The 26,796-nt window shown below is 73.6% G+C and carries 25 protein-coding genes, 5 tRNA genes and 1 pseudogene; 13 read left to right on the top strand and 18 right to left on the bottom strand.

Features of this window, described 5'->3' with window-relative positions:
• Entirely contained in the window at positions 1-381 is a 381-nt protein-coding gene (locus CLV37_RS00350) for a VOC family protein (protein ID WP_106205907.1), read from the top strand.
• Here CLV37_RS00350 and CLV37_RS00355 read toward each other — a convergent pair.
• The 3 genes from CLV37_RS00355 to CLV37_RS00365 are packed head-to-tail and all read right to left on the bottom strand — an operon-like array spanning position 326 to position 1,978.
• Positions 326-1,045: a cytochrome c oxidase assembly protein gene (locus CLV37_RS00355; RefSeq protein WP_170126978.1), complete on the bottom strand. Its 720-nt coding sequence runs from the start codon at positions 1,043-1,045 to the stop codon at positions 326-328. The two genes, CLV37_RS00350 and CLV37_RS00355, sit on opposite strands and share 56 nt — an antisense overlap.
• Entirely contained in the window at positions 1,042-1,449 is a 408-nt protein-coding gene (locus CLV37_RS00360; protein ID WP_106207234.1) for a DUF2243 domain-containing protein, read from the bottom strand. The genes CLV37_RS00355 and CLV37_RS00360 overlap by 4 nt, the downstream gene beginning before the upstream one ends.
• Positions 1,450-1,483: 34 nt before the next feature.
• The gene (locus tag CLV37_RS00365) at positions 1,484-1,978 is read right to left on the bottom strand and encodes a hypothetical protein (RefSeq protein WP_106205911.1); all 495 of its coding nucleotides are present in this window, start codon (positions 1,976-1,978) and stop codon (positions 1,484-1,486) included.
• A 41-nt stretch (positions 1,979-2,019) separates the two neighbouring features.
• Between CLV37_RS00365 and CLV37_RS00370 the strand changes: the two genes are divergently transcribed.
• The 5 genes from CLV37_RS00370 (at position 2,020) to CLV37_RS00390 (ending at position 5,181) form a co-directional block, all read left to right on the top strand.
• A complete protein-coding gene (locus CLV37_RS00370) occupies positions 2,020-2,838 on the top strand; it encodes an MBL fold metallo-hydrolase (protein ID WP_211298271.1) in 819 nt (272 codons plus the stop codon).
• A 79-nt stretch (positions 2,839-2,917) separates the two neighbouring features.
• Positions 2,918-4,420, top strand: coding sequence for a cryptochrome/photolyase family protein (locus CLV37_RS00375; protein ID WP_106205913.1), 1,503 nt, complete (start codon positions 2,918-2,920; stop codon positions 4,418-4,420).
• Positions 4,417-4,827 (top strand): PPOX class F420-dependent oxidoreductase, encoded by a 411-nt coding sequence (locus CLV37_RS00380; protein WP_211298272.1) that lies wholly within the window; start codon positions 4,417-4,419, stop codon positions 4,825-4,827. The genes CLV37_RS00375 and CLV37_RS00380 overlap by 4 nt, the downstream gene beginning before the upstream one ends.
• A 7-nt stretch (positions 4,828-4,834) precedes the next feature.
• Complete coding sequence (locus tag CLV37_RS00385; protein WP_106205915.1) at positions 4,835-5,041, top strand: hypothetical protein; 207 nt, start codon at positions 4,835-4,837, stop codon at positions 5,039-5,041.
• Between the two features lie 68 nt (positions 5,042-5,109).
• Positions 5,110-5,181: transfer RNA gene (locus CLV37_RS00390), tRNA-Val, on the top strand.
• A gap of 59 nt (positions 5,182-5,240) precedes the next feature.
• Here CLV37_RS00390 and CLV37_RS00395 read toward each other — a convergent pair.
• From CLV37_RS00395 to CLV37_RS00410, 4 genes and pseudogenes are all read right to left on the bottom strand, one after another.
• The gene (locus CLV37_RS00395) at positions 5,241-5,984 is read right to left on the bottom strand and encodes a RibD family protein (protein ID WP_106205917.1); all 744 of its coding nucleotides are present in this window, start codon (positions 5,982-5,984) and stop codon (positions 5,241-5,243) included.
• Positions 5,984-6,559 (bottom strand): annotated as a pseudogene (gene ribA / locus CLV37_RS00400) (GTP cyclohydrolase II); the annotation flags it as partial. The pseudogene ribA and the gene CLV37_RS00395, both read right to left, overlap by 1 nt.
• Positions 6,560-6,675: 116 nt before the next feature.
• Positions 6,676-7,089, bottom strand: a complete 414-nt coding sequence (locus tag CLV37_RS00405) for a SufE family protein (protein WP_106207240.1) — start codon at positions 7,087-7,089, stop codon at positions 6,676-6,678.
• 44 nt (positions 7,090-7,133) lie between these two features.
• Positions 7,134-8,048, bottom strand: a complete 915-nt coding sequence (locus CLV37_RS00410) for a sulfurtransferase (protein WP_106205921.1) — start codon at positions 8,046-8,048, stop codon at positions 7,134-7,136.
• Between the two features lie 139 nt (positions 8,049-8,187).
• Between CLV37_RS00410 and zapE the strand changes: the two genes are divergently transcribed.
• Positions 8,188-9,219 (top strand): cell division protein ZapE, encoded by a 1,032-nt coding sequence (zapE, locus tag CLV37_RS00415; RefSeq protein ID WP_106207242.1) that lies wholly within the window; start codon positions 8,188-8,190, stop codon positions 9,217-9,219.
• On the opposite strand, the gene nicT is transcribed toward zapE, so the two are convergent.
• The 6 genes from nicT to glgX form a co-directional block, all read right to left on the bottom strand.
• Positions 9,207-10,247, bottom strand: coding sequence for a Nickel transporter NicT (gene nicT, locus CLV37_RS00420; protein WP_106205923.1), 1,041 nt, complete (start codon positions 10,245-10,247; stop codon positions 9,207-9,209). The genes zapE and nicT overlap by 13 nt on opposite strands.
• A gap of 55 nt (positions 10,248-10,302) precedes the next feature.
• Positions 10,303-10,959 carry an NUDIX hydrolase N-terminal domain-containing protein gene (locus CLV37_RS00425; protein WP_245885171.1) on the bottom strand — a complete coding sequence of 219 codons (657 nt, stop codon included), beginning with the start codon at positions 10,957-10,959 and terminating at the stop codon, positions 10,303-10,305.
• Positions 10,956-12,689 (bottom strand): malto-oligosyltrehalose trehalohydrolase, encoded by a 1,734-nt coding sequence (gene treZ, locus CLV37_RS00430; RefSeq protein WP_106205925.1) that lies wholly within the window; start codon positions 12,687-12,689, stop codon positions 10,956-10,958. Before treZ ends, CLV37_RS00425 begins: the two co-directional genes overlap by 4 nt.
• Positions 12,690-12,882: 193 nt before the next feature.
• Complete coding sequence (locus CLV37_RS00435; protein WP_106205927.1) at positions 12,883-13,776, bottom strand: hypothetical protein; 894 nt, start codon at positions 13,774-13,776, stop codon at positions 12,883-12,885.
• Positions 13,777-13,958: 182 nt separating this feature from the next.
• The gene (gene treY / locus CLV37_RS00440; RefSeq protein WP_106205929.1) at positions 13,959-16,394 is read right to left on the bottom strand and encodes a malto-oligosyltrehalose synthase; all 2,436 of its coding nucleotides are present in this window, start codon (positions 16,392-16,394) and stop codon (positions 13,959-13,961) included.
• The gene (glgX, locus tag CLV37_RS00445) at positions 16,391-18,532 is read right to left on the bottom strand and encodes a glycogen debranching protein GlgX (RefSeq protein WP_106205931.1); all 2,142 of its coding nucleotides are present in this window, start codon (positions 18,530-18,532) and stop codon (positions 16,391-16,393) included. The genes treY and glgX overlap by 4 nt, the downstream gene beginning before the upstream one ends.
• Positions 18,533-18,677: 145 nt before the next feature.
• Here glgX and CLV37_RS00450 point away from each other — a divergent pair, with 145 nt between their 5' ends.
• Both CLV37_RS00450 and CLV37_RS00455 read left to right on the top strand, forming a co-directional pair.
• Positions 18,678-19,745: a YihY/virulence factor BrkB family protein gene (locus CLV37_RS00450; RefSeq protein ID WP_106205933.1), complete on the top strand. Its 1,068-nt coding sequence runs from the start codon at positions 18,678-18,680 to the stop codon at positions 19,743-19,745.
• Positions 19,746-19,784: 39 nt separating this feature from the next.
• Positions 19,785-20,912 carry an amidohydrolase family protein gene (locus tag CLV37_RS00455; RefSeq protein ID WP_106207246.1) on the top strand — a complete coding sequence of 376 codons (1,128 nt, stop codon included), beginning with the start codon at positions 19,785-19,787 and terminating at the stop codon, positions 20,910-20,912.
• 47 nt (positions 20,913-20,959) lie between these two features.
• On the opposite strand, the gene CLV37_RS00460 is transcribed toward CLV37_RS00455, so the two are convergent.
• The 5 genes from CLV37_RS00460 to CLV37_RS00480 form a co-directional block, all read right to left on the bottom strand.
• A complete protein-coding gene (locus CLV37_RS00460) occupies positions 20,960-22,147 on the bottom strand; it encodes a glycosyltransferase (protein WP_106205935.1) in 1,188 nt (395 codons plus the stop codon).
• Between the two features lie 197 nt (positions 22,148-22,344).
• A tRNA-Val gene (locus CLV37_RS00465) sits at positions 22,345-22,419 on the bottom strand.
• 33 nt (positions 22,420-22,452) lie between these two features.
• Positions 22,453-22,526 (bottom strand) — tRNA-Cys (locus CLV37_RS00470).
• 32 nt (positions 22,527-22,558) lie between these two features.
• A tRNA-Gly gene (locus tag CLV37_RS00475) sits at positions 22,559-22,631 on the bottom strand.
• Between the two features lie 199 nt (positions 22,632-22,830).
• Positions 22,831-23,259: an SsgA family sporulation/cell division regulator gene (locus tag CLV37_RS00480; RefSeq protein WP_245885172.1), complete on the bottom strand. Its 429-nt coding sequence runs from the start codon at positions 23,257-23,259 to the stop codon at positions 22,831-22,833.
• 247 nt (positions 23,260-23,506) lie between these two features.
• Here CLV37_RS00480 and CLV37_RS00485 point away from each other — a divergent pair, with 247 nt between their 5' ends.
• The 4 genes from CLV37_RS00485 to thrS all read left to right on the top strand — a co-directional run bounded on the left by CLV37_RS00485 (position 23,507) and on the right by thrS (position 26,796).
• On the top strand, positions 23,507-24,037 hold the full coding sequence (locus CLV37_RS00485) for a TIGR02611 family protein (protein WP_170126979.1): 531 nt from the start codon (positions 23,507-23,509) through the stop codon (positions 24,035-24,037).
• Between the two features lie 90 nt (positions 24,038-24,127).
• Positions 24,128-24,199 (top strand) — tRNA-Val (locus tag CLV37_RS00490).
• Positions 24,200-24,216: 17 nt separating this feature from the next.
• Entirely contained in the window at positions 24,217-24,780 is a 564-nt protein-coding gene (locus CLV37_RS00495; RefSeq protein ID WP_106205939.1) for an MOSC N-terminal beta barrel domain-containing protein, read from the top strand.
• A 45-nt stretch (positions 24,781-24,825) separates the two neighbouring features.
• Entirely contained in the window at positions 24,826-26,796 is a 1,971-nt protein-coding gene (gene thrS / locus CLV37_RS00500; protein ID WP_106205941.1) for a threonine--tRNA ligase, read from the top strand.

The raw sequence follows: 26,796 nt of genomic DNA on the forward strand, positions 1-26,796 counted from the left end.
GTGCACCGCAGCCGGTTCTCGACGCTGCTGATCGACGTCCCCGCCGCCGACGCCCCGTCGGCGGCGGGTTTCTGGTCGCAGGCGCTGGGCACCGGCACGGAACCCGAACCCGGCGAACCGCAGTTCGTCTCCCTGCCCGGAGCGTTCCCCGGGCTGGTGGTCGCCGTCCAGGCGCTGCAGGACGGCGAGCCCCGCTTCCACGTCGACGTGGAGACCGACGACGTCGACGCCGAGGTGCGGCGGCTGGTGGGACTGGGGGTCGTCGAGGTGTCGGCCTGGCAGGGGTGCCGCACGCTGCGGGCGCCCGGGGGTCACCTGCTGTGCGTCATCCCGGTGCACGACCCGGCAGGGTTCGCGGCGCACGCGACGGTCTGGGCGTGACGCGGCGGTACCAGCGCGCGCACACCGCGACGGCCGTCGCGACCTCCACGACGTCCCCGCCGTACGCGAGCACCTGCGCGGCCGCGCCCGCCCCGGCGGCGAACCACAGCTTGGCGACGGTCCCGTGGACGGCGAAGACGACGAGCAGCGCCAGCAGGCACGTCCGCACGCCCGGCCGCCCGCGCACGGGGTCGGGTCCGGCGACGACGGTCGCGAACAGCCACCCGGCCAGCACCATGTGGACCATCAGCGCCGGGTGCAGGGCGTGCGGGACGGGCGCCAGGTAGAACAGCCACGGCCCGGCGGCCTCCAGCACCGTCGCGACCGGCCACCACGTCACCGCCCGCGACCACGGGTGGTGCAGCGCCCCCACCAGGGCCCGGCGCGGACCCGGGGGCAGCACCCGCAGGGTCAGGCCCACCGGCGCCGACAGGGCCAACAGCAGCGGGGCCGCCATCGTCACCAGCAGGTGCACCGCGACCTCGTCGGTGGCCGAGCGCGCTGGCCACAGCCCGGCGGCGGCCAGCGCGGCGGCGCACCCGGTCGCGGCCGCCGTCCGCCGCACGGGCCAGCGGTCGCCGCGGGCGTGCAGCCGCTGCTCGGCCACCAGGTAGCAGGCGGTCAGCCCGGCCGCGGCGGCCAGCAGCAGGGCGCCGGGGATCACCCGGGCGGCCCGGGCACGCGACGCCGGCGGCGCAGGACGACGACCCCGGCGAGCACGGCCAGCAGGCCCGCGCCGTTCCAGACGAGGTCGTAGGCCAGCAGGTCGACGCCGTAGCGGATCTGGTGCAACCCGAGCGCCTTGTGCTGCACCAGGCCGTCGTACAGCTGGAAACCTCCCCAGCCGAGGAGGGTCCCCGCCACCACCCGCCGCCGGTCGGTGACCCGGCGGCGCTGCAGGTCGGCGAACAAGAACAGACCCGCGACGACCGCCAGCCAGCTCCCGGCGTGGAACCAGCCGTCGGAGACGAGCCCGGCCGTCGAGGTGGACCGGTCGTAGAAGTGGTGCCAGTGCAGCAGCTGGTGGAACACCGTCTCGTCGAGGAAGCCGGCGAGCCCGACGCCCATCAGCAGCCCCGCCAGGAGCGACCGGTCCCGCACGTCAGGCGCCCAGGACGGCGAGGACGGCCGTGCGCCGCAGCCGTTCCAGCTCCGTGGCCTGCCGGTCGGCCCGTCGCACGAGCTCCTCCAGGGCGCCGGCGTCCAGGCGCGCGTCGGTGCGGGCCAGTTCCCGCAGGCTGCGCCAGCCCGCGCCCTTGCCCTGCACGCCGAGCAGCAGTCCCTCCAGCTCGACGACCGTGCGCAGCGGGGAGCGGCGCACCAGCCGGCCGTTCGGCTTCAGCGCCCCGACGGCCTCGGCCACGCGCCCGGCCAGCGGCAGCGGCGCCTTCACCGGCACCCCCAGCACGCCCATCCAGTGCCGCAGGGCCCGGCGGTCCTCCTCGCACTCGGCGGCCAGCCGGGACAGCTCGCTCCCGGTCGCCGACCCCGCGTGCGCCCGGGCGCTGCGCGTGAACCGGGTGCAGCCGGCCGTGGCCCCGGCGAGGTGGTCGTTGAGGTACACGGCCAGGTACCGCTCGCGTTCGTGATCGTCCACGACGGGGGGTTACCCGGGGTGGGTGCGGGTAACCCCTCGGCGTGGACTCCCCGGACCCCGTCGACGCCGACACCCTGTCCCTGACGTTCATCGGCACCGCGACGGTCCTGCTGCGCTGGGGGGACCTGACGCTGCTGACCGACCCGAACTTCCTGCACCGGGGGCAGTTCGCCTACCTGGGCAAGGGCCTGGTGTCGCGGCGGCTGACCGACCCCGCCCTCGCGGTGGACCGGCTCCCACCCCTGTCCGGGATCGTGCTGTCCCACCTGCACGGCGACCACTTCGACCGGGTCGCCCGCCGCGGCCTCGACCACGACGTGCCGGTCCTGACCACGCGGCACGCCGAGCGGCGGCTCGTGCGCCGGTACGGGTTCGAGGACGTCAGCGGGTTGCGGACCTGGGAGTCGCGGGTCCTGGTCGCCGGGGGCGACCAGGTGCGCGTGACGGCCGCACCCGGCCGGCACGCCCCCGGGCTCGCGCAGGCGCTGCTGCCACCCGTCATGGGCAGCGTCCTGGAGTTCGGGCCCGTGGGCGGCCCCGTGCGGCGCCGGGTCTACGTCTCGGGGGACACGCTCAACGTGCCGGAGCTGCGCGAGGTCCCGCACCGGTTCCCGGACGTGGACCTCGCCGTCCTGCACCTGGGCGGGACCACGCTGCCCGGTGGTCTGGTCGTCACCCTGGACGGCGTCGGCGGCGCCGACCTGCTCGAACTCGTCCGTCCCCGGCGGGCCGTCCCGGTCCACGTCGACGACTACGGCGTCTTCCGCTCGCCCTTGGGCGACTTCACCGCCGAGGTCGCGCGCCGGGGCCTGGACAGCGTCGTCCGGGTCGTGGCGCGGGGGGAGACCGCCCGGTTCTGAGCCCGTTCTGAGCCCGTTCTGAGCCGGTTCTGAGCCGGTTCGAGGTGCTCGAGGGCGCGGACGCGGCGAGAGTGGCGAGGTGCCCGACCTCCCCGACCGCTCCCCGGACACCCGGCGCTGGCTGTTCGCCGACCAGCTCGGCCCGCACTTCCTCGACACCCCCCGGCAACCGGTCCTGCTCGTGGAGTCGCAGGACGTGTTCCGGCGCGGGCGCTACCACCGGCGCAAGGCGCACCTGCTCCTGTCGGCGCTGCGACACCGGGCCGCCGAGCTGGGGGAGCGGGCCGTCTTCGTGCAGGCCGGCACCTACCGCGAGGCCCTCGCCGAGTGCGGCGGACCCGTCAGCGTCTGCGACCCCACGTCCTACCGCGCGCGCCGGTTCGTGCGGTCCCTGCCGGACGTCGAGGTCCTCGCCTCGCGGGGTTTCGTCGTGTCCGAGGAGCAGTTCGCGGGCTGGGCCGACCGGCGCGGGGACAAGCGCCTGCTCATGGAGGACTTCTACCGCGACGTCCGGCGCCACCACGGGCTGCTGATGGACGGCGAGGCACCGCTCGGAGGGTCCTGGAACTACGACCAGGACAACCGTTCGGGGCCACCGCGCCAGGAGTCCCTGGACGTCGCCGAACCCTGGTGGCCCACCGAGGACGACATCGACGCCGGAGTGCGCGAGGACCTCGACCGGTGGGCCCGCGACGACGGGGTCGAGTTCACCGGCTCGGACGGCCCGCGCCGGTTCGCGGCGACCCGGCGGGAGGCGCTGCGCGCGCTGCGGCACTTCCTCAGCGACCGGCTGGAGCAGTTCGGCACCTACGAGGACGCCATGCTCGCCGGGGACGAGTGGATGGCGCACTCGCTGCTGTCCGCCCCCCTGAACCTGGGGCTGCTCGACCCCGTCGAGGTCGCCCGCCGGGCCGAGGAGCACGGCCGTGAGCACCGGGTGCGGCTGGCCTCGGTCGAGGGTTTCGTGCGCCAGGTCGTCGGCTGGCGCTCCTACACCTGGCACCTGTACTGGCACCTGGGGGAGGACTACAAGCAGCGCAACGCGTTGGGGGCGCACCAGGAGCTCCCGCGCTGGTTCGCCGACCTGGATGCGGACGCCGTGGAGGCGAACTGCCTCAAGCACGTCCTGGCCGGGGTCCGGGACGAGGGCTGGGTCCACCACATCCCGCGCCTCATGGTGCTGGGGAACTGGGGACTGCAGCGCGGCTACCGCCCGGCGGACCTCGCCGACTGGTTCTGGAGGAACTTCGTCGACGGCTACGACTGGGTCATGACCACGAACGTCGTGGGTATGTCCCAGCACGCCGACCACGGGGTGCTGGCCACCAAGCCGTACGCGTCGGGCGGCGCGTACATCGACCGGATGAGCGACTTCTGCGGCGGCTGTCGCTACGATCCCCGCGTACGGGTCGGCGAGGACGCCTGCCCGTTCACCGCCGGCTACTGGAACTTCCTCGCGGGCCACCGCGAGGAACTCTCGGGGAACCGGCGGATGGCCCAGGCCCTGAAGGGGCTGGACCGGCTGCGCGACCTCGACGGCGTGCTGCACCAGGAGTCCGAGAGAGGGAGTGGACCGCCGTGACCGACCGGACCGAGCGCGTGCAGGAACTGCTGGGGCAGACGTCCTACGTCCTGCTGACGACGTTCCGCCGGGACGGCCGTCCCGTCGGCACCCCGGTGTGGTCGGCACCGCTGGGCGACGGGCGGATCGCGCTCGTCACGCAGGACACCACGGGCAAGGTCAAGCGGGTGCGCCGCGACCCGCACGTCCTCGTCGCACCCTGCACCCAGCGCGGGAAACCGCTGGGGCGTCCCGTCGACGCGCAGGCCGAGGTGCTGGCCGCGCAGGAACTGCCCGAGGTCGAACGGCGGCTGGCGGCCAAGTACGGCGTGCTGTTCCAGCTCTTCGACGCCGTCGAAGGGTTCCTGCAGCGTCGTGGCCGGATGAGGGGTTCCCGGGTCGCGGTCGCGGTGACCGTCGCGGGATGACCGGTCCGTGACCGAGGTCGTCCTGTTCCACCCCGCCCAGGGCCTCGCGGCGGGGGTGCGGTCCCCGGCCGACCTCGCCCTGCAGGTGCACGCCGTGGCCGACGACCCCGACGGGGACGCGCACCTGGTCGTCGACGACAGTCCGCCCGGCCACGACGAGGCTGCCGCCGCGCAGTCGCTCGACCGGCTGCCGGCGTTCCTCGCCGACCGCTGAACCGACCGCCGGACCGGGCCCGCGTCCTCGGCCGCCTGCCGCGTCCGGTAGTGTTCTGCACGCAGCGCGGGCGATTGGCGCAGCGGTAGCGCGCTTCCCTGACACGGAAGAGGTCACTGGTTCGATCCCAGTATCGCCCACCCCCGAGGGGCCGGGTCCGGCGACGGACCCGGCCCCTCCTGCGTCTGCTGCGTCCCGTTCAGCCTCGCAGGTCCAGCTCGAAGCACACGTCCTCACCCAGCAGGTGCCGCCGGGAGTCGGGGCGCAGGCAGTCCCGCAACGGTTCGACGTCCGGCAGCGCCAGCCCGCGCCGGCCGCCGCGACCGATGACCAGCGGCGCGACGGTCAGGTACAGCCGGTCCACGACCCCCGCCGCGACCCAGTCGCTCACGGTGCAGCCGCCGCCCTCGACGAGGACGCGCCGCAGCCCGGCGTCGCGCAGCCCGGCCAGCACCGCGACGGGGTCGCGCGCGAGGTCGCCGCGGATCCACACCGTCCGCGGGTCGGCCAGCACGGCGCGGTCGTGCAGGTTGGCGCGCGGGTCGAGGACGACCCGGACCGGGTTGGGACCGGTGACCGCCCGCACCGTCAGTTGCGGGTCGTCCGCGTCGACGGTCCCCGGGCCCACGACCACGGCGTCCACGAGCGCGCGCAACCGGTGCAGGTGCTCCCGGTCGGCGTCGCCCGTCACGAAGTTCGCGTCCCCCGAGCGGGTCGCGATGCACCCGTCGAGGCTCTGCCCGAGCTGGGCCACGACACCGCGCCGGCCCGCGAGCAGCAGCGGCGCGTAGCGGTCGACGAGGTCGCCGCCGGCCCGGGCCCGCAACCCCGCCGCCACCACCACCGGGTCGTCCTCGCGGGCCAGTGCCAGCAGCAGGTCCCAGTCCCGGGCCCGTGCGTCCTGCTCGACCTGCGTGCCCGGGTCCGGGGCGTGGACGGTCATCAGTCCACCCCCGGCAGCTCGTGGCCCATCCGGTCGCGCTTCGTCCGCAGGTAGCGCAGGTTGTCGACGGTCTGCGCCACGGGCAGGTCCCGGCGGCGCAGCACCGGCACGCCGTGCGCCTCCAGGGCCCGCACCTTCACGGGGTTGTGCGTCATGAGCTCGACGTCGCGCACGCCGAGGTCGCGCAGGACGGCGACGGCACCGGTGTAGTCGCGCGCGTCCACCGGCAGGCCGAGGTCCACGTTGGCCTCGACGGTGTCCCGGCCCTGCTCCTGCAGCGCGTAGGCCGCGATCTTCTCGGCCAGCCCGATCCCGCGGCCCTCCTGCCCCCGCAGGTACAGGACCACCCCGCGCCCCTCGGCGGTGATCGCCTCCAGCGCGGCGTGCAGCTGCGGACCGCAGTCGCAGCGCAACGACCCGAGGACGTCCCCGGTGAGGCACTCCGAGTGCAGGCGCACCAGCACGTCGTGCCCGTCACCGAGGTCCCCGGTGACGAGCGCGAGGTACTCGACCCCGTCGGCCTGCCGGTAGGCCAGCGCCCGGAACGTCCCGGACGTCGTGGGCAGCCTCGCCTCGCCCACGAGGACGACCGGGAGCGAGGGGTGGGCGTCCTGCAACCTCGAACCGAGGTCGGCGGTGTGCGTCACGGCGACGTCCCTCTCCTGGAACCGTCAGGGGTGGTGCGGGAGGATCAGGCGGCGGTCGCCACGCGGACCTGGCGCTTGACCCGCGCCAGCATCCCCGTCATGCCGCGCATGCGCAGCGGGCTCACGGCCTGCTCCAGGCCGAGGCGGTGGCACACGTCCGGCGGCAGGTCGAGCACGACGTCCGCCGGCAGCCCCTCCAGGCCCTCCTGCAGGACCCCGGCGAACCCCCGCGTCGTCGGTGCCTCCGCCGGGGCCGAGACGTGCAGGTGCACGGCCCGGTCGGCGTCGACCTCGGCGTGGACGAAGACGGGCGACTGGCACTCGTCGACCCGCTCCATCTTCTCCAGGTGTCCCTCGAACTCCGCCGGCAGCGGCTTCAGGCCCTGGCTGAACTCCAGGAGCAGCTGCAGCCGCTCGCGCTCGCCGAGGGCCTGGAAGTCCTCGACGATCTCGGCCATCGCGGGCGGCAGCCCCGCGACCGGGTCGTCGTCCAGCTCGGAGGTCACTTGAGCGAGCCCTTCTCCGGGCCCTTGACGATCGGCACGCGCACGGCGTTGCCCCACTCGGTCCAGGAGCCGTCGTAGTTGCGCACCTTCTCGAACCCGAGCAGCTCGGACAGCACGAACCACGTGTGGCTGGAACGTTCCCCGATGCGGCAGTAGGCGATCACGTCGTCGTCGGGGGACAGGCCCTTCTCGCCGGAGTAGATCGCCTCGAGCTCGGCGCGGGACTTGAACGTCCCGTCCTCGGCCGCGGCCCGGGCCCACGGGACGCTGTCCGCGCCCGGGATGTGCCCACCGCGGACGGTGCCCTCCTCGGGGTAGTCCGGCATGTGCGTGCGCTCGCCGGTGTACTCCTGCGGGGAGCGGACGTCGACGAGCTTGCCGCCGGCCCCGTCCGGACCGCTGCTGATGTGGGCGAGGACGTCGTCCTTGAACGCACGGATCTGCTCGTCGCGGCGCTCCACGACGGGGTACTGCGTGGGGGTGCGCGGCGGGGCGTCGGTCGTCAGCTCGCGCCCCTCGGCGATCCACTTCGCGCGGCCGCCGTCGAGCAGCCGCACGTCCTCGTGGCCGAAGAGGGTGAAGACCCACAGCGCGTACGCGGCCCACCAGTTGTTCTTGTCGCCGTAGATCACGACGGTGTCCTCGCGGGAGACGCCCTTGGCCGACATGAGCCGGGCGAAGCCCTCCCCGTCGACGTAGTCGCGCGTCACCTCGTCGTTGAGCTCGGTGTGCCAGTCCACCTTGACCGAGCCGGGGACGTGCCCGGTGTCCCAGAGCAGGACGTCCTCGTCGCTCTCGACGACGACCAGGCCCGGCTCGCCCAGGTGCTCGGCCAGCCACTGCGTCGTGACGAGCTTCTCCGGGTGGGCGTAGGCGGCGAGCTTGGCATCGGTGTCCAGCGGGGTGCTCACGGGGTGTCCTCCAGCGACTCGGTCGGCAACGAGAACGCCGGTGCGCACCGATCCGTTCCCGCCGTCGGTGATCCTGGCACACCCCTCGGGCGGGGGCGCGGGACCGTCACTAGGGTGGGCGGTCGTGACGGGCTCCCAGATGCGACTCGACTCCCTCGCCGACCGCAACCCGCGCGTCCCGCCGCAGCAGCTGGTCGCCGAGCTCGTCCCGCCGCCGCGCTTCTCCGACGTGCGCTTCTCCACGTACGTGCCCTCGCCCGACCACCCCTCGCAGGCCGAGGCCGTCGCCGGCATGAGCGCCTTCGGCGAGAGCGTCCTGAAGGGGGCCGCCCCCAGGCGCGGCCTGTTCAAGCGCCGCGCGGCTCCCGCCGGCCCGCCCGGGATGTACCTCGACGGCGGGTTCGGCGTCGGCAAGACCCACCTGCTGTCCTCGCTGTACCACCAGGTCGTCACCGAGGGCGGCGGGACCGCGGCCTACGGCACGTTCGTGGAGTACACCAACCTCGTCGGGGCCCTCGGCTTCCTGCCCGCCGTCGAGGCCCTCGCGCCCCACCACCTCGTGTGCATCGACGAGTTCGAGCTCGACGACCCGGGCGACACCGTCCTGATGTCGCGGCTCATGCGCGAGCTCGTCGACCGCGGCGTCCGCCTCGCCGCCACCTCCAACACGCTGCCCGGGGCCCTGGGCGAGGGCCGGTTCGCCGCGCAGGACTTCCAGCGCGAGATCCAGGCCCTGGCCGGGCAGTTCGCCGTCCAGCGCGTCGACGGCGAGGACTACCGCCACCGGGGGCTGCCCGCCGCGCCGGCCCCCCTGGACGACGCCGCCGTCGAGCGCGTCGCCGCCGGCCGCGACGGCGCCACCTTCGACGACTTCTCCACCGTTCTGGCGCACCTGGCCGAGGTCCACCCCAGCCGCTACGGCGCGATGGTGGGCTCCACGAGCGCCGTGTGCCTGCGCGCCGTCAGCACCGTGACCGACCAGATGGTCGGCCTGCGCCTGGTCGTGCTCGCCGACCGCCTCTACGACCGCGACATCCCGGTGGTCGCCTCGGGGGTCCCGTTCGACGCCGTCTTCACCGACGAGCTGCTGAACGGCGGGTACCGCAAGAAGTACCTGCGCGCGGTGTCGCGGCTGTCGGCGCTCGCGCGCGACGGGGCTCAGCTGGCCTGAGGCACGCGCTCGCGCGCCGCCCGCCACCACACGAGCGCGCAGGCCCACACGACGACGAACAGCCCGGCGACCGCGTACCCCACGTACTCGGTGTCCAGCCCGGAGACCCACGTCGCGACCCCGCCCAGGCCCAGCTCCTCGTGCAGCACGGACCCGAGCTGGATCGTCCCGACGCCCAGGGCCACGGCCACCGAGACGCCCGTGACGACGCCGTTGTAGGTCAGGCGCCGCAGCGGGTTCGCCAGGGCCCAGTCGTAGGCGAGGTTCATGAAGGCGCCGTCGAGGGTGTCGAACAGGCTCATGCCCGCGGTGAAGAGCACGGGCAGCACCAGGACGGCGTACCAGGGCAGCGTGACGGCCGCGGTGCCGGCCAGGACGAGCAGCGCGACCTCGGTGGCCGTGTCGAAACCCAGCCCCATGAGGAGACCGGCCGGGTAGACCTGCCGGGGGGAGCGGATGCGCGCGGTGAACCGGCGCAGGAGCCGGGCCAGCGCCCCGTCGATCGCCAGGTGCTGCTGCAGGGCGGCGTCGTCGAGCTCGCCGCGCCGGCGGCGGCGGGCCGTGCGCACGATGCCGGCCAGGGCCACGAGGTTCACCAGGCCGATGACCCACAGGAACACGCCGGCGGCGCTGGTGCCGAAGACGCCGAGCGCGTCGTGCACGGCGCTGCCGTCGGTCACCAGCCCCGAGGCGAACCTCGCGCCGGTGGCGACGACGACGGCCATCGCGAACACGACGCTGGAGTGGCCCAGGGAGAACCAGAAACCCACCGACAGCGGACGCTGCCCGTCCCCGGTGAGCTTGCGGGTGGTGCCGTCGATGACGGCGATGTGGTCGGCGTCGAAGGCGTGCCGGACCCCGAAGACGTAGGCCGTCAGGCCCAGGCCCCAGCCGAAGACCTGCTCACCGACGCTGTACTCGTGGGGCACGACGAACAACCCCAGCACGCCCCAGCCGACGACGTGCAGGGCCAGCACGACCGCCAGCAGTCGCAGCAGCCGGCGGGAGTCGTCGCGGGTCCAGCGCACGGGGAGGGCCTCCGGGGTCGTCGTCGTTGTTGCAAGTGGCTTGCAACAGTGCAGACTAGTCCCACTCGGTCGGCAGCGACGGGTCCCGGTGGTGGGCCAGCACCCGCTCCAGCTCCCAGCGGCTGATCCGCCGCGTGCTCAGCGGCGGCAGCTCGTCCAGGCCGAACCAGCCGACGTCGAGGGTCTCCAGCTCGCTGGCGGGAGCCGGCTCACCCGTGACGCGGCACAGGAAGTACAGGTGGAACACGCTGACCGGCATCGGAGGCTGCTTGCCGCGCACGTCGCGCTCCCAGACGCCGACGACCTTCACCGCCTCGACCGGGTAGCCCGTCTCCTCCCGCACCTCCCGCACGGCCGCCTCGGCGGGCCGGTCACCCGGGTCGACCCAGCCGCCCGGCAGCGACCACAGCCCGTCGCTGCGCTCGCGCAGCAGCAGGAACCGCTCCCGGTCGTCGAGGACCCCGGCCCGGACGTCGACCTTCGGCGTCGCGTACCCGGCGTCGGCGTCCAGGACGGCGCGCAGCACCTCGCGCGGCGTCGTGGAGACGGCCGTCAGCAGGTCGGCCGCGAGCTCGGTCAGCTCGCGGTAGCGCGCCGCGTCGTAGTCCTTGGCCGGGTCGCCGACGGCGTACGTCAGGCCGTCCTGGGCCAGGGCCGCGATGCGCACCGCGGCCCTGCGCACCAGCTCGGCCGGGTCGATGCCGTCGCTCACCCCTGCGACGCCACCCGCAGCACGACGACGGACTCGGCGGCCGTGCGCACGCCCTCGCCGAGCAGTTCCGGCGCCGGGCCGTCGGAGAACGACGCGACGACCTCGACGGGCGCGCCCTCGACGTCCACGTCCGCTCCGGCCCCCAGCGTCACCACGACCCGGTGGTCGCCGCGGTGCAGCACCAGGGCGTTGCCCGCGACGTCGACCCGGACCGCGCGCAGGTCGGTGAACTCCGGCAGCCGCCGGCGCAGCGCCGTCAGCGTCCTGTACCAGGCGAGCACCCGGGCGTGCCCGGGTTCGGTGACCTCGGCCCAGTCCAGGACCGAGTTCTCCCTGGTCGTCGGGTCCTGCGGGTCCGGGACGTCCTCGGCGTCCCAGCCGTGCTGCCCGAACTCCCCGCGCCGGCCCTCGCTGACGGCCTTGCCCAGTTCGGGGTCGGGGAAGCTCGTGAAGAACTGCCACTTCGTGGAGGCGTTCCACTCCTCACCCATGAACACCATGGGTGTGAAGGGTCCCAGCAGGTACAGCGCCGCACCCGCGGCCTGCCGGGTGGGGGACATCAAGTGCCCGATGCGGTCCCCGACGGCGCGGTTGCCGACCTGGTCGTGGGTCTGCAGGTACCCCAGGAACGCGGTGCCCGGCACCCGGGCCCGGTCCACCGGCACCCCCCAGACCTTCCCCCGGAACGTGGAGAACCGCCCGGCGTGGAAGAACGCCTCCTCGAACACCGTCTTGACGACCTCGGGGTCGCCGAAGTCGGCGTAGTACCCCTGCCGTTCCCCCGTCAGCCACGCGTGCAGCGCGTGGTGCACGTCGTCGTCCCACTGCGCGCTCATCCCGCGACCACCCTGCGCGGTCGGGGTCACCATGGCGGCGTCGTTGAGGTCGGACTCGGCGACCAGCCCCAGCGGCCGGCCCAGCTCACGGGACAGCTGCGCGGTCTCGTCGGCCAGCTGCTGCAGGACGTGCTGCTCGGAGTCGTCGACGAGGGCGTGCACGGCGTCGAGGCGCAGCGCGTCGACGTGGAAGTCGCGGAACCAGCGCAGCGCGTTGTCGACGATCCAGCGCCGCACCTCCAGCGCCCCGTCGTCGTCGAGGTTCACCGCCGCACCCCACGGGGTGTCGTGCTTGTCGGTGAAGTACGGCCCGAACTCGCCCAGGTAGTTCCCGCTGGGCCCCAGGTGGTTGTAGACGCAGTCCAGCGCGACGGCCAGGCCCTTGGCGTGGCAGGCGTCGACGAACGCGGCGAGACCGTGCGGGCCGCCGTACTCGTGCTGCACGGCGTACGGCGCGACCCCGTCGTACCCCCAGTTCCACGGCCCGTCCCAGGCCGAGACCGGCAGGACCTCCACGACGTCGACGCCGAGCTCGACGAGGTGGTCCAGGTGCTCGATCGCCGCCGCGAACGTCCCGGCCTCGGTGAACGTCCCGACGTGCAGCTCGTAGAACACGGCCCCGTGCACGTCCCGGCCGGTCCAGTCGCCGTCGGTCCAGGTGAACCGCGCGGGGTCGACCACGGCGCTGGCCGCGTGGACGCCCTCGGGCTGCCAGCCGCTGCGCGGGTCCGGTCGGGGGTCACCGCCGTCGACGCGGAACGCGTACCGCTCGCCCTCGCCCTCGGCCGTCCACCACCCCTCGCGCGGGGAACCGGTCCGTTCCATCGCGACCTCGCGCCCGTTGAGCACGAGGTCCACCGTCTGCGCACGCGGCGCCCACACTCCGAACTGCATGGGCCCCACCCTGTCGGACCCCGGCCTCCCCGGCGACTTCTGGTGACCTTCCAACCCCTCCTGCGGCCTTGAGCGGTTGGGATGTCCCCAGAGGTCGGGCATCACCAGGGGAGGCGGTGGCGGGGGAGGGCGAAGTCTGCGGGGTGCAGGCTGTTCAGCGGCGGCCAGTCGATCGCCCGGGCGATCTCGAGCATCACGCGCTGCACCGGCCACAGGGTCTTCCAGCGGTAGCGCAGGACGGGCAGACCGGCGCCGACGACGAGGAGGTTCTCCCGCACGACGTCCGCGTCCTGCTGCGCGTTCTCGCGGTGGTAGCCGCCTGGGGCACCTCCCGCTTGCGGGGGACGAACTCCAGACCGCACGTCCGGTGCCTGCCCCGGACCAGCAGGTCCGGGAACCGCAGCACGGGGCCGGTGGCGGTGGGCACGACGAGTGAGGGGTTCACCCACGGTTCGGGCAGCCCGGCGAGCACCGCCGTCATCCGCAACCGCGACTCACCCACCGACCTCGACCGGCCGTCGCACAGCGCCGTCGCGGTCCACGCGACGGCCACTCCGGGCCAGCGTCGGTGACGGGACAGGTGCTCGAGGAACTCGGGCAGGTCGAGGCCCTGACCGGCGAAGGTGTCCAGGACGCTGACGCCGTCGACCAGCGGGGCGTCCCGCACGAGGTCGAAGGCCGTGCGCCACAGGCTCGTCACCTCCAGACCGTCCACCTCGACGAGGTCGTCGTCCTGCAGGCGCAGGATCTGACGGCGTGACCGCCCGTCGGCACCCTCGAGTCCCGAGGAGTTCACCGACCGCGTGGTCTGCAACGGCACTCGGACACCGGGCGGCGGCGTCCACAGCCCGTGGATCCACGCCGCGGTCAGGCCGGAGAACGCCGTCCCCGGTGGAGAGGCCAGCCGGAGCGCCTCGACACGGTCGCGGTCGTCGAGGACGGCGTCCCGGTGCACGTAGACGCCCGTGTGCAGCCGCCTCCACACCGACGACTGCAACCGGCGCGGGGTGAGCCCGCGCTCGAGGGCTTCGGCGAGGGTGAAGGGGCGGTTGCGCAGCGGGTCGGGGACGAGAGCGGCGGTCGGCACGCAGCCGACCGTGCATCACCCCGCGGACCCGCGTGCCCGTCGTCCACAGGCGCGACGTCTCAGGACCGGGTCGTCCACCGGTGCACGCGGGGACAGCCCCACCCCGCCCGACCTCTGGGGACTTCCGCACGTCTCAACACCCTTTGAGACGTTGGAAAGTCCCCAGAAGTCGGGGTCGGGGATCAGGTCGTGCGGACCAGGAGGGCCACCGGGAGCCCGTCCAGCAGGTCGGCGATCCGCACCGACCCGCCGTCGACCTCGGAGCCGTCGAACGCGTTGCGCCAACGGCCCTCCGGCAGCGTCAGCGTGTGCTCGCCCCAGCCCCCGTTGCGGTTCAGGGAGACGGGCAGCCGGGTGGCCACGGCCACCACCGACGGTTCCTCGACCGGCCCCCGCGCGAACGCCAGGGCGTTGCCCGTCGAGGTCGGGACGGGGGAGTAGTCCCCGCCGACCGACCACGCGGGGTCGGTGCGGCGGGCCCGCAGGGTCCGGGAGACCACGAGCAGCTTCTCGTCGTCCAGGTCGGCGGGCGCGCCGCCGGCGTCCAGGGCGGTGAGCCGGCGCTGCCGGTCGGCGTAGTCCACCGGTCGGCGGTTGTCCGGGTCGACCAGGGACAGGTCGACGACCTCGGTGCCCTGGTACACGTCGGGGACCCCGGGCATCGTCAGCTGCACGAACTTCTGGCCCAGCACCGCCACGCGCGCAGCCTCGGCCGTCAGCCCGACGAACTCGGAGACCGCCGCCAGCACGGCCTCGTCGCCCAGGACCCCCGTCGCGAACCGCTCCACGGCGCTCTCGTAGGCCTCGTCCGGCCCGGTCCACGTCGTGTGGTCCTTGGCCTCGCGCGTCGCCTTCTGCAGGTAGGCCAGCAGCCGGTCGGCGGTGATCGGCCCCGAGGCGCCCCAGGTGCCGAAGACCGTCTGCCATACGAGCAGCTCGGTGCGGGCGTCCAGCTCGGCGGCGCGGTGGGCGCCGGCGAGCTCGCGCCAGGAGGTGACCGCCGCCGCCCACTCCTCGGTGAACTCCGAGAGCACGGACAACCGCGCCCGCACGTCCTCGCTGCGCTTGGTGTCGTGCGTCGACAGCGTCGTCATGGTCGCGGGCCAGTCCCGCGCCTGCCGGGCGGCGAAGGCGTGGAACTCCTCCGGCGAGATCCCGAAGCGCGTCGGTTCGCCCCCGACCTCGTTGAGCGAGCTCAGGCGGAACCAGCGGTAGAACGACGTGTCCTCGATGCCCTTGGCCATCACGGGCCCGCACGTCTGCTGGAACCGGACGACGAACTCGGCCGACCGGGGGTCGCCCGTCGCGACCCGGCCCAGGGCCAGGTCCACGACGACCGCGAGGGTGTCGTGGCGTTCGGCGGGCAGCCGGTTGCGGCCGACCTCCGCGGCGTGATCGAGCACCGCGACCGCCTCGGCCGGGGCGCTCTCGCCCGGCACGACGTAGGCGCGGTACTGCTCGATCGCCACCAGCAGCTCCACGACGGACTCGTGCAGCCCGCGGCGCGTGTGGTCGCGCAGGTTGACGTCGTCGTGGCAGATCCCGGCCAGCAGCTCCACCAGCCGGTGGACCTCGGCGTACAGGCCGTGCTCGACGACCTCCCGCTTGGCCTCCTCGACGATCGCCGCGAACGGCCGGGACTGCTCGGTGATCCCCGCGTACAGCGTCGAGAGCGGCTCGGCGCCCGCCGGGTCGAGGAAGACGCCACCGACGCGCTGCAGCGCGTCGTAGCCCGTCGTGCCCGCGCACTCCCAGTCCTCGGGCAGCAGCTCGTCGCCCTCGAGGATCTTCTCGACGACCACCCACGCGCCCGACGTCGCCGCCGCCAGCCGCCGCAGGTACCCGCGCGGGTCGGCCAGCCCGTCGGGGTGGTCGATCCGCAGCCCCTGCAGGGACCCGTCGCGCACCAGTTCCAGCAGCAGGGCGTGGGAGGCGTCGAACACCGCCGGGTCCTCGACGCGGATCGCGGCCAGGGTGTCGACGTCGAAGAACCGGCGGTAGTTCAGCTCCTCGTCGGCCACCCGCCAGTGCGCCAGCCGGTACCACTGGCGGTCGACGAGCTGCTCCATCGGCAGGTCCTCGGTGCCCGGGCGCACCGGGAAGACGTGGTCGTAGTAGCGCAGCACGGGCTCGGCTCCGGAGGTGTCCAGGGACAGTTCCCCCGCGGCCAGGACCTGGCCGATGCGCTGGCCCAGGACGGCCATGAGGATCGCCCGGTCCGGTACCGACCAGTCGACGTCGAACCACGACGCGAACGGCGACTCCGGCCCCTCGCGCAGCACCGACCACAGCTGGGCGTTGTCGCTGGCCGGGGTCGGGACGGCCATGTGGTTGGGCACCACGTCGGCCACCGCGCCCAGACCGTTGCCCTGCAGGGTCTTCGACAGCCGGTCGAACGCCTCGCGCCCGCCGGCCTCGGGGTTCAGGTGGGAGTGGTCCACCACGTCGTAGCCGTGCTGCGACCCCTTCGCCGGGGCCAGGACCGGCGACAGGTAGGCGTGGGAGACCCCCAGAGCGGCCAGGTACTCGGCCCGGGCCGCGGCGTCGTCGAAGGTGAAGGCCGGCTGGATCTGCAGCCGGTAGGTGCTGACGGGCACCACCGCGGGTCGACGGCTCACTTCTCCCCCAGGGGTTCACGGGCCAGCACGAGCATGGAACGGGCCGCCACCGGCAGGCGGGACCCGGGGGAGAACGCCGACTCCTCGGTGAAGATCGACACGATCCCGACCTGGTCGTCGGCCGTGTCCAGCCGCGGCCGCCACCCGTCCCCGTACGCCTTCTCGGGCAGGGTGAACTCCACCTGCTCGTGCCAGGGGTTGTACAGGACGAGGAAGGAGTCGCCGACGATGCGCTCCCCGCGCCGGTCCGGCTCGGGGATCGCCTCCCCGTTGAGGAACACCATGACCGTGGTGTTCCGGTCGTCGGCCCAGTCGGAGTCCGACATCTCGGTGCCCTCGCGGGAGAACCACTCGATGTCGCCGACCTCGCTCTCCCCGCCGTGGGAGGCGTCGCCGGCGAAGAACCGGCGGCGCTGGAAGACGGCCTCGGAGCGGCGCAGGGCCACGACGCGGCGGCTGAACTCCAGCAGCTCCTTCTGCGCGTCGGACAGCTCCCAGTCGACCCAGGAGGTCTCGTTGTCCTGGCAGTAGACGTTGTTGTTGCCCTTCTGGGTGCGGCCCAGCTCGTCGCCGTGCAGGATCATCGGCACGCCCTGCGACAGCAGCAGCGACGTCAGCAGGTTGCGGTGCTGGCGGGCGCGCAGGGCGATGATCTCCGCGTCCTGCGTCGGGCCCTCGACCCCGCAGTTCCAGGACCGGTTGTGGCTCTCGCCGTCGTTGTTGCCCTCGCCGTTGGCCTCGTTGTGCTTGTCGTTGTACGAGACGAGGTCGCGCATCGTGAACCCGTCGTGCGCGGTCACGAAGTTGATGCTCGCGATGGGTTTGCGGCCCGAGTGCTCGTACAGGTCCGAGGAGCCGCTGATGCGGCTGGCGAACTCGCCCAGCGTCTTGGGCTCCCCGCGCCAGAAGTCGCGGACGGTGTCGCGGTAGCGGCCGTTCCACTCCGTCCACAGGGGCGGGAACCCGCCGACCTGGTAGCCGCCGTCGCCGACGTCCCACGGCTCGGCGATGAGCTTGACCTGGGACACGATCGGGTCCTGCTGGACGAGGTCGAAGAAGGCGCTGAGGCGGTCGACCTCGTGGAACTGCCGGGCCAGGGTCGCGGCCAGGTCGAAGCGGAAGCCGTCCACGTGCATCTCGGTCACCCAGTACCGCAGGGAGTCCATGATGAGCTGCAGGACGTGCGGGGACCGCATGAGCAGGCTGTTGCCCGTGCCCGTGGTGTCGAAGTAGTGCTTCTTGTCGGTGTCGACGAGCCGGTAGTACGCCTGGTTGTCGATGCCGCGGAAGCACAGCGTCGGGCCCATGTGGTTGCCCTCGGCGGTGTGGTTGTAGACCACGTCGAGGATGACCTCGATGTTCGCCTCGTGCAGGGCCCGCACCATGGACTTGAACTCCTGCACCTGCTGACCGCGCTCCCCGGTGGAGGAGTACGCGTTGTGCGGGGCGAAGAAGCCGATGGTGTTGTAGCCCCAGTAGTTCGTCAGGCCCTTGTCGACCAGGTGGGTGTCCTGGACGAACTGGTGCACGGGCATGAGCTCCACCGCGGTGATGCCCAGCGACGTCAGGTGCTCGATGACCGCCGGGTGCGCCATCGCCGCGTACGTCCCGCGGATCTCCTCGGGCACGTCCGGGTGCAGCATCGTCAGGCCCTTGACGTGCGCCTCGTAGATCACCGACTCGTGGTACTCGTGGCCGGGCCGGCGGTCGTTGCCCCAGTCGAAGTACGGGTTGACGACGACCGAGAGCATCGTGTGCCCGAGGCTGTCCTCGTCGTTCACCGTGTCCGGCTTGTCGAAGTGGTAGGAGAACAGCGACTCGTCGCCGTCGACCTGGCCCTCGATGGCCTTGGCGTACGGGTCCAGCAGGAGCTTCTCGGGCTGGCAGCGCGAGCCGCTCTCGGGGTGGAACGGGCCGTGCACGCGGAAGCCGTAGCGCTGACCGGGCTGGACCGCCGGCAGGTAGGCGTGCCACACGAAGCCGTCGACCTCGGGCATCGCGATGCGCTGCTCGGTGCCGTCGTCGCCGATGAGGCAGAGCTCGACCCGTTCGGCGACCTCGGAGAACACGGCGAAGTTCGTCCCGGCGCCGTCGTAGGTCGCACCCAGGGGGTAGGGGCGACCGGGCCAGATCTGCATGGGAGGAGTCCTCCAGGAGCTTCGAAGGGGCGGTGGTGCCCCGTCATCATGTCGGCTGAGCCCCCCGAGCACCTCCTGAGCACGTCCCGGGCACCTCCCGGAGTGGCACCCCCGCTGCCGCCCACGGGCCGGTTACCGTGGTCGGGTGCCCGAGGACCCCTCCCGTCCGGGTGAGCACCGCCGTCTCCGGGAGGACGAGGAGACCATGGCCGACGCGCTGCCCGAGTCGACGACCGACGCACCGGCACCGGACACCCTGGCGACCGGCACGCTGCGGACCGTGCGCGCCGCCCCCCGGCCCGTGCGGGTGTGGGGCGACGTGCGGGCGCTCGCCGTCGGCACGGTGCAGGCCTGCATGCGCTTCCGCGTCACGGGCCTGGCCGCCGAGGGGGGCTTCTTCGCGCTGCTGTCCCTGCCGCCGCTGGTCTTCGGCCTCGTCGCCAGCCTGGGCTTCCTCGGCCGCTGGCTGGGGGCCGACGACGTCGAGGCGGCCCGCGCCCAGATCTCCCGCGTCACCGAGTCCTTCTTCACCTCCCAGGCCATCGCCGACGTCATCCTGCCGACGTTCGACTCCGTCACGACCGGCAGCCGCGCCGACCTGACGGTCCTCGCCTTCGCGGTCAGCGTGTGGTCCGGCTCGCGCGCCCTGAACGTCTACGTCGACACCATCGCCATCATGTACGGCCTCGGGGGGCACCGGGGGATCGTCCGCACGCGCCTGCTGTCGCTGTCGACGTACCTGGTGGCCCTGCTCGTCGGGGTCGTGGTCGTCCCGCTGGTCCTCGTCGGCCCGCGGCTGCTGGGGGAGTGGCTGCCGGAGAACCTGCGCTGGCTGACGACGCTCTACTGGCCCGTGGTCCTCGTGCTGTCGGTCTTCTGCCTGGCGACGCTGTACCACCTGGCCACGCCCGTGCGCTCGCGCTGGTGGCGCGACGTGCCGGGGGCGCTGCTCGCCCTGCTGGGCTGGCTCGTCATCTCCTGGGTGCTGCGGCGCACCCTGTCCTACTCGGTCGCCGGGCCCTCGACGTCGATCTACGGGCCGCTGGCGGCCCCGGTCGTGGTGCTCATCTGGTTCTACTTCCTCGCCATCACCGTCCTCATCGGCGCGGCCCTGAACAGCGCCGTCGACCGGGTCTGGCCGGACCCGACGAAGGCCGCCGCGCGCGAGGACGCGCGCCGGCAGGCCGCCGAACGGCGGCGCTGGGTGCCCTGAGGGGCCACCCGGGTGATCACGGGGTGAGACGCTGGGGTGGTGGACCACGTGAACCCCGGCCTGCCCGACCGACTCCTGGCCGCCGGCGCCCGCCGGACCCGGGCGCTGGCCGCGCGGGCGCGGCTGAACACCCAGCGCCTGGCCGCCTACCGCCCGCGCAGCGAGCTCGTCCTGCCCGTCACCGACGTCCCGCGCGCCGCCGTGCCGGCCGTCGACGCGCACAACCACCTGGGCCGCTGGCTGACCGGGGGGCGCACCTGGCTGGCCCCCGACGTCCCGGCGCTGCTGGCCCGCATGGACGAGCTGAACCTCGCCGCCGTCGTCAACCTCGACGGCCTGCCCGGGGCCGAGCTGGAGGCCAACCTCGACCGCTACGACCGCGCCCACCCGGGCCGCTTCGCGACCTTCGCGCACGTCGACTGGTCCCTGCTGGTCCAGGGCCCGCGGGGGGTCGCGGCGATGGTCGCCCAGGTCGAGGCGGCCGCCCGGGCCGGCGCGGCGGGGATCAAGGTCTGGAAGGACCTGGGCCTGGTCCAGCGCGACGCCTCCGGCGCCCTGGTCGGCCCGGACGACGACCGGTTGTCCGACGTCTTCGACGCCGCCGGGGCCCACGGGCTGCCCGTCCTGGTGCACATCGGTGACCCGCCGGCCTTCTTCCGGCCCGTCGACCGCTTCAACGAGCGCCTCGAGGAGCTGCGGCTGCACCCGGACTGGAGCTGGTACGGCAAGGGCCTGCCCACGCACCGGCAGCTGCAGGACGCCTTCGAGCGCCTCGTCGCCGCGCACCCGGGCACGACCTTCATCGGCGCCCACGTCGCCGGCTGGGCCGAGAACCTGCAGTGGGTCTCCGACGTCCTGGACCGGCTGCCCAACCTCGTCGTCGACACCGGCGCGCGCCTGGCCGAGCTCGGCCGCCAGCCGCGGACGGCGGCGGCCTTCGTGCGCCGGCACGCCGACCGGGTGCTGTGGGGCAGCGACAGCTTCCCCTTCGAGCCCGACGCCGTCAGCCGCTGGTTCCGGGTGCTGGAGAGCGCCGACGAGGCCTTCGACTACGGCCCGGTCGCCGACCAGGGCCGGTGGACCGTCTCCGGCCTCGACCTGGGGGCGGACGTGCTGGCCGCCGTCTACGCGGGCAACGCCCGGCGGGTGATCCCGGCGCTGGGGTGAGCCCGGCGCTGGGGTGAGCCCGGCGCCGGGGTGAGCCCGCGCCCCGCTCAGACGGCCTGGACCTGGCGCACCGGGTCGTACCGGACCCCGGCCGTGCGGGCCAGGATCCGCAGGTGCTCCTCGGCCAGGGCCTGCGGGTCGAAGCGACGCGCGTGCTCGGGCCCGGCGGCGGCGGCCTCGCGCAACGGAGCCGGGTCCGCGAGGTGCTCGGCGAGGGCCTCGGTGAGGGCCTCCAGCGACTCCGTCGGCACCAGCCGGCCCAGCCGCCCGTCGTCGAGCAGCATCCGGCTGCCCACCGAGCAGTCCGTCGCGATGACGGGGGTGCCCAGCGCGAGCGCCTCCAGGAGCGTCAGGGGCATCGCCTCGGTGCGGGAGCTGGAGACGAAGACGTCGGCTCCCGCCAGGACGGCCTCGGGGTGCTCGGTGAAGCCGGGCAGCTGCACGTGGTCGGCGCCGAGGTCGGCGACGAGCCGCTCGAGCGCGGCACGCTCGTCGCCCTCCCCGGCGATGAGCAGTTCGTGCTCGAGCCCGCGGGCACGGACGGCCGCCGAGGCCCGGACCAGCAGGTCGAAGCCCTTGTGCGGGGTCAACCGGCCCAGGGCCACGACCCGGCGCGGGCCGTGCCGGCCGCGACGGGGCAGCTCCGCGGCGCGGGCGCGCAGGCCGTCGACGTCGACGCCGTTGACGACCACGTGCGTCCGCTCGGGCGGCTGCCCGTTGGCGACGATGCCGGCGACCAGACCGGGGGAGACGCAGATGGTGGCGTCCGCGTGCGCATCGGCCAGGCGGGTGAGGCGGCGCAGGTGCGGCGGGACCCAGGCCTGGACCGCTTCGTCGAGGTCGCCCTGGGCCAGGACGACGAAGGGGGTGCGGGTGGCGCGGGCGGCCAGCCACCCGGCGAGCACCCCGTGGCCGATCTCCGACCCCGAGACCACGACGTCGTGGCGGCGGGCCTCGCGCACCAGGCGCCGCAGCTCCCGGGGCAGGCGGCGGGGAGTGGGCACCGTGGCGTCGGCGCCGAAGACGAGGCGCGTCGCGGGGTCGACCGCAGCCGTCGGCACACCGCGCACCTTCTCGAGCGCGAAGACCGTCGTGGACACGCCGGCGGCCTCGAAGCGGCGGGCGAGGTCGAGGACGACCCGCAGCCCGCCGTTCTCCCGCAGGTGCCCCTCGACGAACAGCACGCGCAGGGGGTGGGACGGGTGCCGGGTGGTGGTGGGGCCGGGACGTGCCATGGCTCGACGCTAACCCGCCCCGGTGGCCGCCGGGTGTGTTTCGCCCGTGTTAAACCCTCACGGCGGCAACGGAAGTGGTCCGTACGGGTGAGGACGTCGCGGTCCGTGCGCGGGCGTGCGCTCCGGGTCGCCGGCGGCTGCGGGAGCGGGGACGCACGAAAGGCCGGACCCGTTGCCGGATCCGGCCCTTCCTGGGGTGGTGGGCGATACTGGGATCGAACCAGTGACCTCTTCCGTGTCAGGGAAGCGCGCTACCGCTGCGCCAATCGCCCTCGGTACCCGCTCCGGGAGCTACCCGGACCGGTTGGAGGTGGAGACGGGATTCGAACCCGTGTGGACGGCTTTGCAGGCCGCTGCCTAACCTCTCGGCCACTCCACCGTGAAGCTCGCGCCCGGCAAGCCGAACTCCCGAGCGGACGACCGGACTCGAACCGGCGACCCTAACCTTGGCAAGGTTATGCGCTACCAACTGCGCTACGTCCGCGTGCTGTCGGTTCCTCGGCCGTTCCCGGCCGGTTCCCCTCGGCGTTGAAAACAGTAGCCGACCGCACGGCTGAGGCCAAATCTCCCCTCCGGGCGCTGCGCGGGAGCCTCGGGACCGGCGCCGGACGCGAGCGAGCCCGCCCCGGCGTCGGTGCCGGGACGGGCTCGGTGGGGCTGCTCGGACGTCGTGCTGTCGTGCGTCAGGACACCAGGCGGGCGATGAGCTCGTCCAGGTCCAGGTGGCGGGTCTCCCGCCCCGGGGGCACCAGGGCGTCGGCCCGGCGCAGGAAGCGCCGGACGTCGGCCTCGTCGGCCTCCAGCTCCGCGTTGCCGTCCGGGGACGACAGGCGCAGCAGGACGCGCGGGCGGGCGTCGGGGGACTCGGGGCATGGCCGGACCTGCACGTCACCGGTGCCGGCGGGTCCGGACAGCCCCTCCCTCAACAGGTCCCGCGCGAAGACCCACTCCACGTCCGCGTCGCCACCGCGGAAGACCGCGTGGATGGCGTACGGGTCGTCAGCTCCGTAGTGGAGGCTGGCGGGGACGGGGAGTCCGGGACCACTGGTGGTCCGCAGGCGCAGCGACACGTCGACGTCGACCTCGGTCTTGCGATGCGGCAGTGCAGGCACGTCGACCTCCGTGTTGCTCGTGGCCGCTGACGGGCTCCAGCGACCGTGCTGATGAGTTTCCCACCAAATCGCGCGGTGAAACACCCGAACGGTGCAAGTTCGACGTCCGGGGGTCGTCCGCGGTTCCCCGGGCGTTCGCCGCGGTGCCCGGGCGCGGGTCCGCGCGCCGTGGGAGCGCCGTGGGAGCGGTGTCGAAGCCGCCGGCGGTCCGGGGAGCGCACGGGGCACCTCGTGCGTTGGACCCCTCGTGCACCCCACGCAGGACCCCCACCTCCACGACGTCCCGGAGCCGCCGGCGGCGGCCGAGCCGGTGCGCGAGCAGGTGGCGCCGAGCCCCGGTCGCCGGCTCAGCGCGCACGACCACCGGGTCCGGCGGGCCCGGGCGCGGTGGCGCGCCTGGCGCGAGCGCGTGCGCGAGGACCCGCACCGCGATCGGGTCTACCGCGCCGTCGTGGGAGCCGTCGGGACGGTCGTCGTCGTGCTGGGCCTGGTCCTCGTCCCCCTGCCCGGCCCGGGCTGGCTCGTCGTCTTCGGCGGGCTGGCCGTGCTGGCCACGGAGTTCTCCTCCGCCCGGCGCCTGAAGCACTTCGGGGAGCGGCAGCTGCACCGGTGGGGTCGGTGGATCGCGGCGCGCTCGCTGGCCACCCGGGCCGCGCTGGGGGCCGGCACGGCCGCCGCGGTCGCGGGTGCGCTGTGGGGCTACCTCGCCTGGCAGGGGCTGCCGGGGTGGACGCCGGAGGTCGTCACGGCCCAGCTGCAGTGGGTCCCCGGCCTGTGAGGCGCCGCCGGAGGGCCGGACGAGGGTGGTCGTGAGCAGGGCCGGGGGTCCGGTATGGTTCTTCCACCGGTCGCGCTCAGCGCGACGACCGGGCGATTAGCTCAGTGGTAGAGCACTTCGTTCACACCGAAGGGGTCACTGGTTCGAACCCAGTATCGCCCACCCAGCACAATCGCGGGGTGTCCGTCACCGGAACCCTGCACTCGATCGGCCTCTTCCCCGTGAAGTCCACCGGGGGTCTGTCGCCCACCTCCGCCGCCCTCGACGCCGACGGTCTCGTCGGGGACCGCGGCTTCGCCGTCGTCGACGCGACCGGTGCGGCGCTGCGGGCCAAGTCCCACCCCGCGCTGGCCGGCCTCCAGGTCCTCGGCCCGCCCGGCGCGCCGCGGCTGCAGGTCCCGGGCGGGGTGTCCCTGGCCGACCTCCTCGGCGTCCCCGGGGCGCGGCTCGCGCCCGTCGCGGGCGGCGCGCGGCAGGTCGAGGCCGTGCACGTGGTCTCCCGGCGCCAGCGGACGGCCCCCGGCGCGGGCGACACCGCGCGGGCCAACCTCGTCGTCGACCTCCACGGCGGCCCCGAACCCGACGCCGGCGACTGGGTCGGCGGCACGCTGCGCGTCGGCGACGTCGAGCTCGAGGTCGTCGGGGTCCCCCGGCACTGCGGGGGAGTGTTCGCCCGGGTGCTGCGCGGCGGCACGGTGCGCAACGGGGACGTCGCCGAACTCCGCCCCGGCACGCCTGGGTAGAGTCGTCCGGTCAGTCCACCGATCACCCGACCACGGAGGCCCGCGGTGTCCGCCCAGCTGTCCATCACCCGTTCCGGCGAACCGCTCGACGTCGCCGCCGGCACGACGGCGGGCGAGCTGTTCACCGACGACCGCGACGTCGTGGTCGCCCGCGTCAACGGCGAACTGCGCGACCTGTCCCACGTCCTGGCCGACGGGGACGTGGTCGAGGGAGTCCCGGTCTCCTCCGAGGAGGGGCTGGCGGTGCTGCGGCACTCCACCGCCCACGTCATGGCCCAGGCGGTCCAGCAGCACTTCCCCGAGGCCAAGCTCGGCATCGGGCCGCCGATCCGCGACGGGTTCTACTTCGACTTCGACGTCGAGCGCCCGTTCACCCCCGAGGACCTCAAGACCCTCGAGAAGACCATGCAGCGCATCGTCAAGGAGGGCCAGCGGTTCGTCCGTCGCGAGGTCACCGACGACGAGGCCCGCGCCGCCATGGCCGGCGAGCCCTACAAGCTCGAGCTCATCGGGCTGAAGTCCAGCGCGGGGGAGGCCGCCGAGGGGGCGTCCGCCGAGGTCGGCGAGGGCGGCCTGTCGATCTACGACAACCTCCGCCGCGACGACTCGGTCGCCTTCAGCGACCTGTGCCGCGGTCCGCACATCCCCACGACCCGGCTCGTGGGCAACGGGTTCAGCCTGCTGCGCAGCGCCGCGGCCTACTGGCGCGGCAGCGAGAAGAACCCGCAACTGCAGCGCATCTACGGCACCGCGTGGCCCTCCAAGGAGGAGTTGAAGGCCTACCAGGAGCGGGTGGCCGAGGCCGAGCGCCGCGACCACCGCAAGCTCGGCGCCGAGCTCGACCTGTTCTCCTTCCCCGACGAGATCGGCTCGGGCCTGGTCGTGTTCCACCCCAAGGGCGGGGTCGTCAAGCGCGAGATGGAGGACTACGTCCGCCGCCGGCACATCGAGGAGGGCTTCTCCTACGTCGGCACCCCGCACATCTCCAAGGGCGGTCTGTTCGAGACCTCCGGGCACCTGCCGTACTACGAGGACACGATGTTCCCCGGCATGGAGCTGGAGAACTCGACGTACTACCTCAAGGCCATGAACTGCCCCATGCACAACCTGATCTTCCGCTCGCGCGGACGGTCCTACCGCGAGCTGCCGCTGCGGTTCTTCGAGTTCGGGTCCGTGTACCGCTACGAGAAGTCCGGTGTCGTGCACGGCCTGACCCGCGTGCGCGGGCTGACCCAGGACGACTCGCACAGCTACGTGACCCCCGAGCAGGCGCCCGGCGAGATCAAGCACCTGCTCGACTTCGTCCTCGGCCTGCTGCGCGACTTCGGCCTCGACGACTACTACCTCGAGCTGTCCACCCGCGGGGACTCGGAGAAGTTCATCGGCTCCGACGAGGAGTGGGAGCGGGCCACGGCGGTCCTGGAGACCGCGGCGAAGGAGACCGGCCTCGAGCTCGTCGCCGACCCCGGCGGGGCCGCGTTCTACGGGCCGAAGATCTCCGTGCAGGCCAAGGACGCCATCGGCCGCACGTGGCAGATGTCGACCATCCAGTACGACTTCAACCAGCCCGCCCGGTTCGAGCTGGAGTACACCGCCACCGACGGCACCAAGCAGCAGCCGGTGATGATCCACTCGGCCAAGTTCGGCTCCCTCGAACGGTTCTTCGGCGTCCTCGTCGAGCACTACGCCGGCGCCTTCCCCCCGTGGCTGGCGCCCGTCCAGGTCGTGGGGATCCCCGTCGCCGACGCGCACGTCCCGCACCTGCGCGAGGTCGCCGAGCGGCTGCAGGCCGCCGGGATCCGCGTCGAGGTCGACGACACCGACGACCGGATGCCCAAGAAGATCCGCACCTGGACCAAGCAGAAGATCCCGTTCCTGCTCATCGCCGGGGCCGAGGACGTCGAGAACGGTGCGGTGTCCTTCCGCTTCCGCGACGGCTCGCAGGAGAACGGCGTCCCCGTCGCCGACGCCGTCGAACGCATCGCCGCGGCCGTGCGCGACCGGGTGCAGGTCTGA

This window comes from Kineococcus rhizosphaerae, assembly GCF_003002055.1.
Taxonomy (GTDB): Bacteria; Actinomycetota; Actinomycetes; order Actinomycetales; family Kineococcaceae; genus Kineococcus; species Kineococcus rhizosphaerae.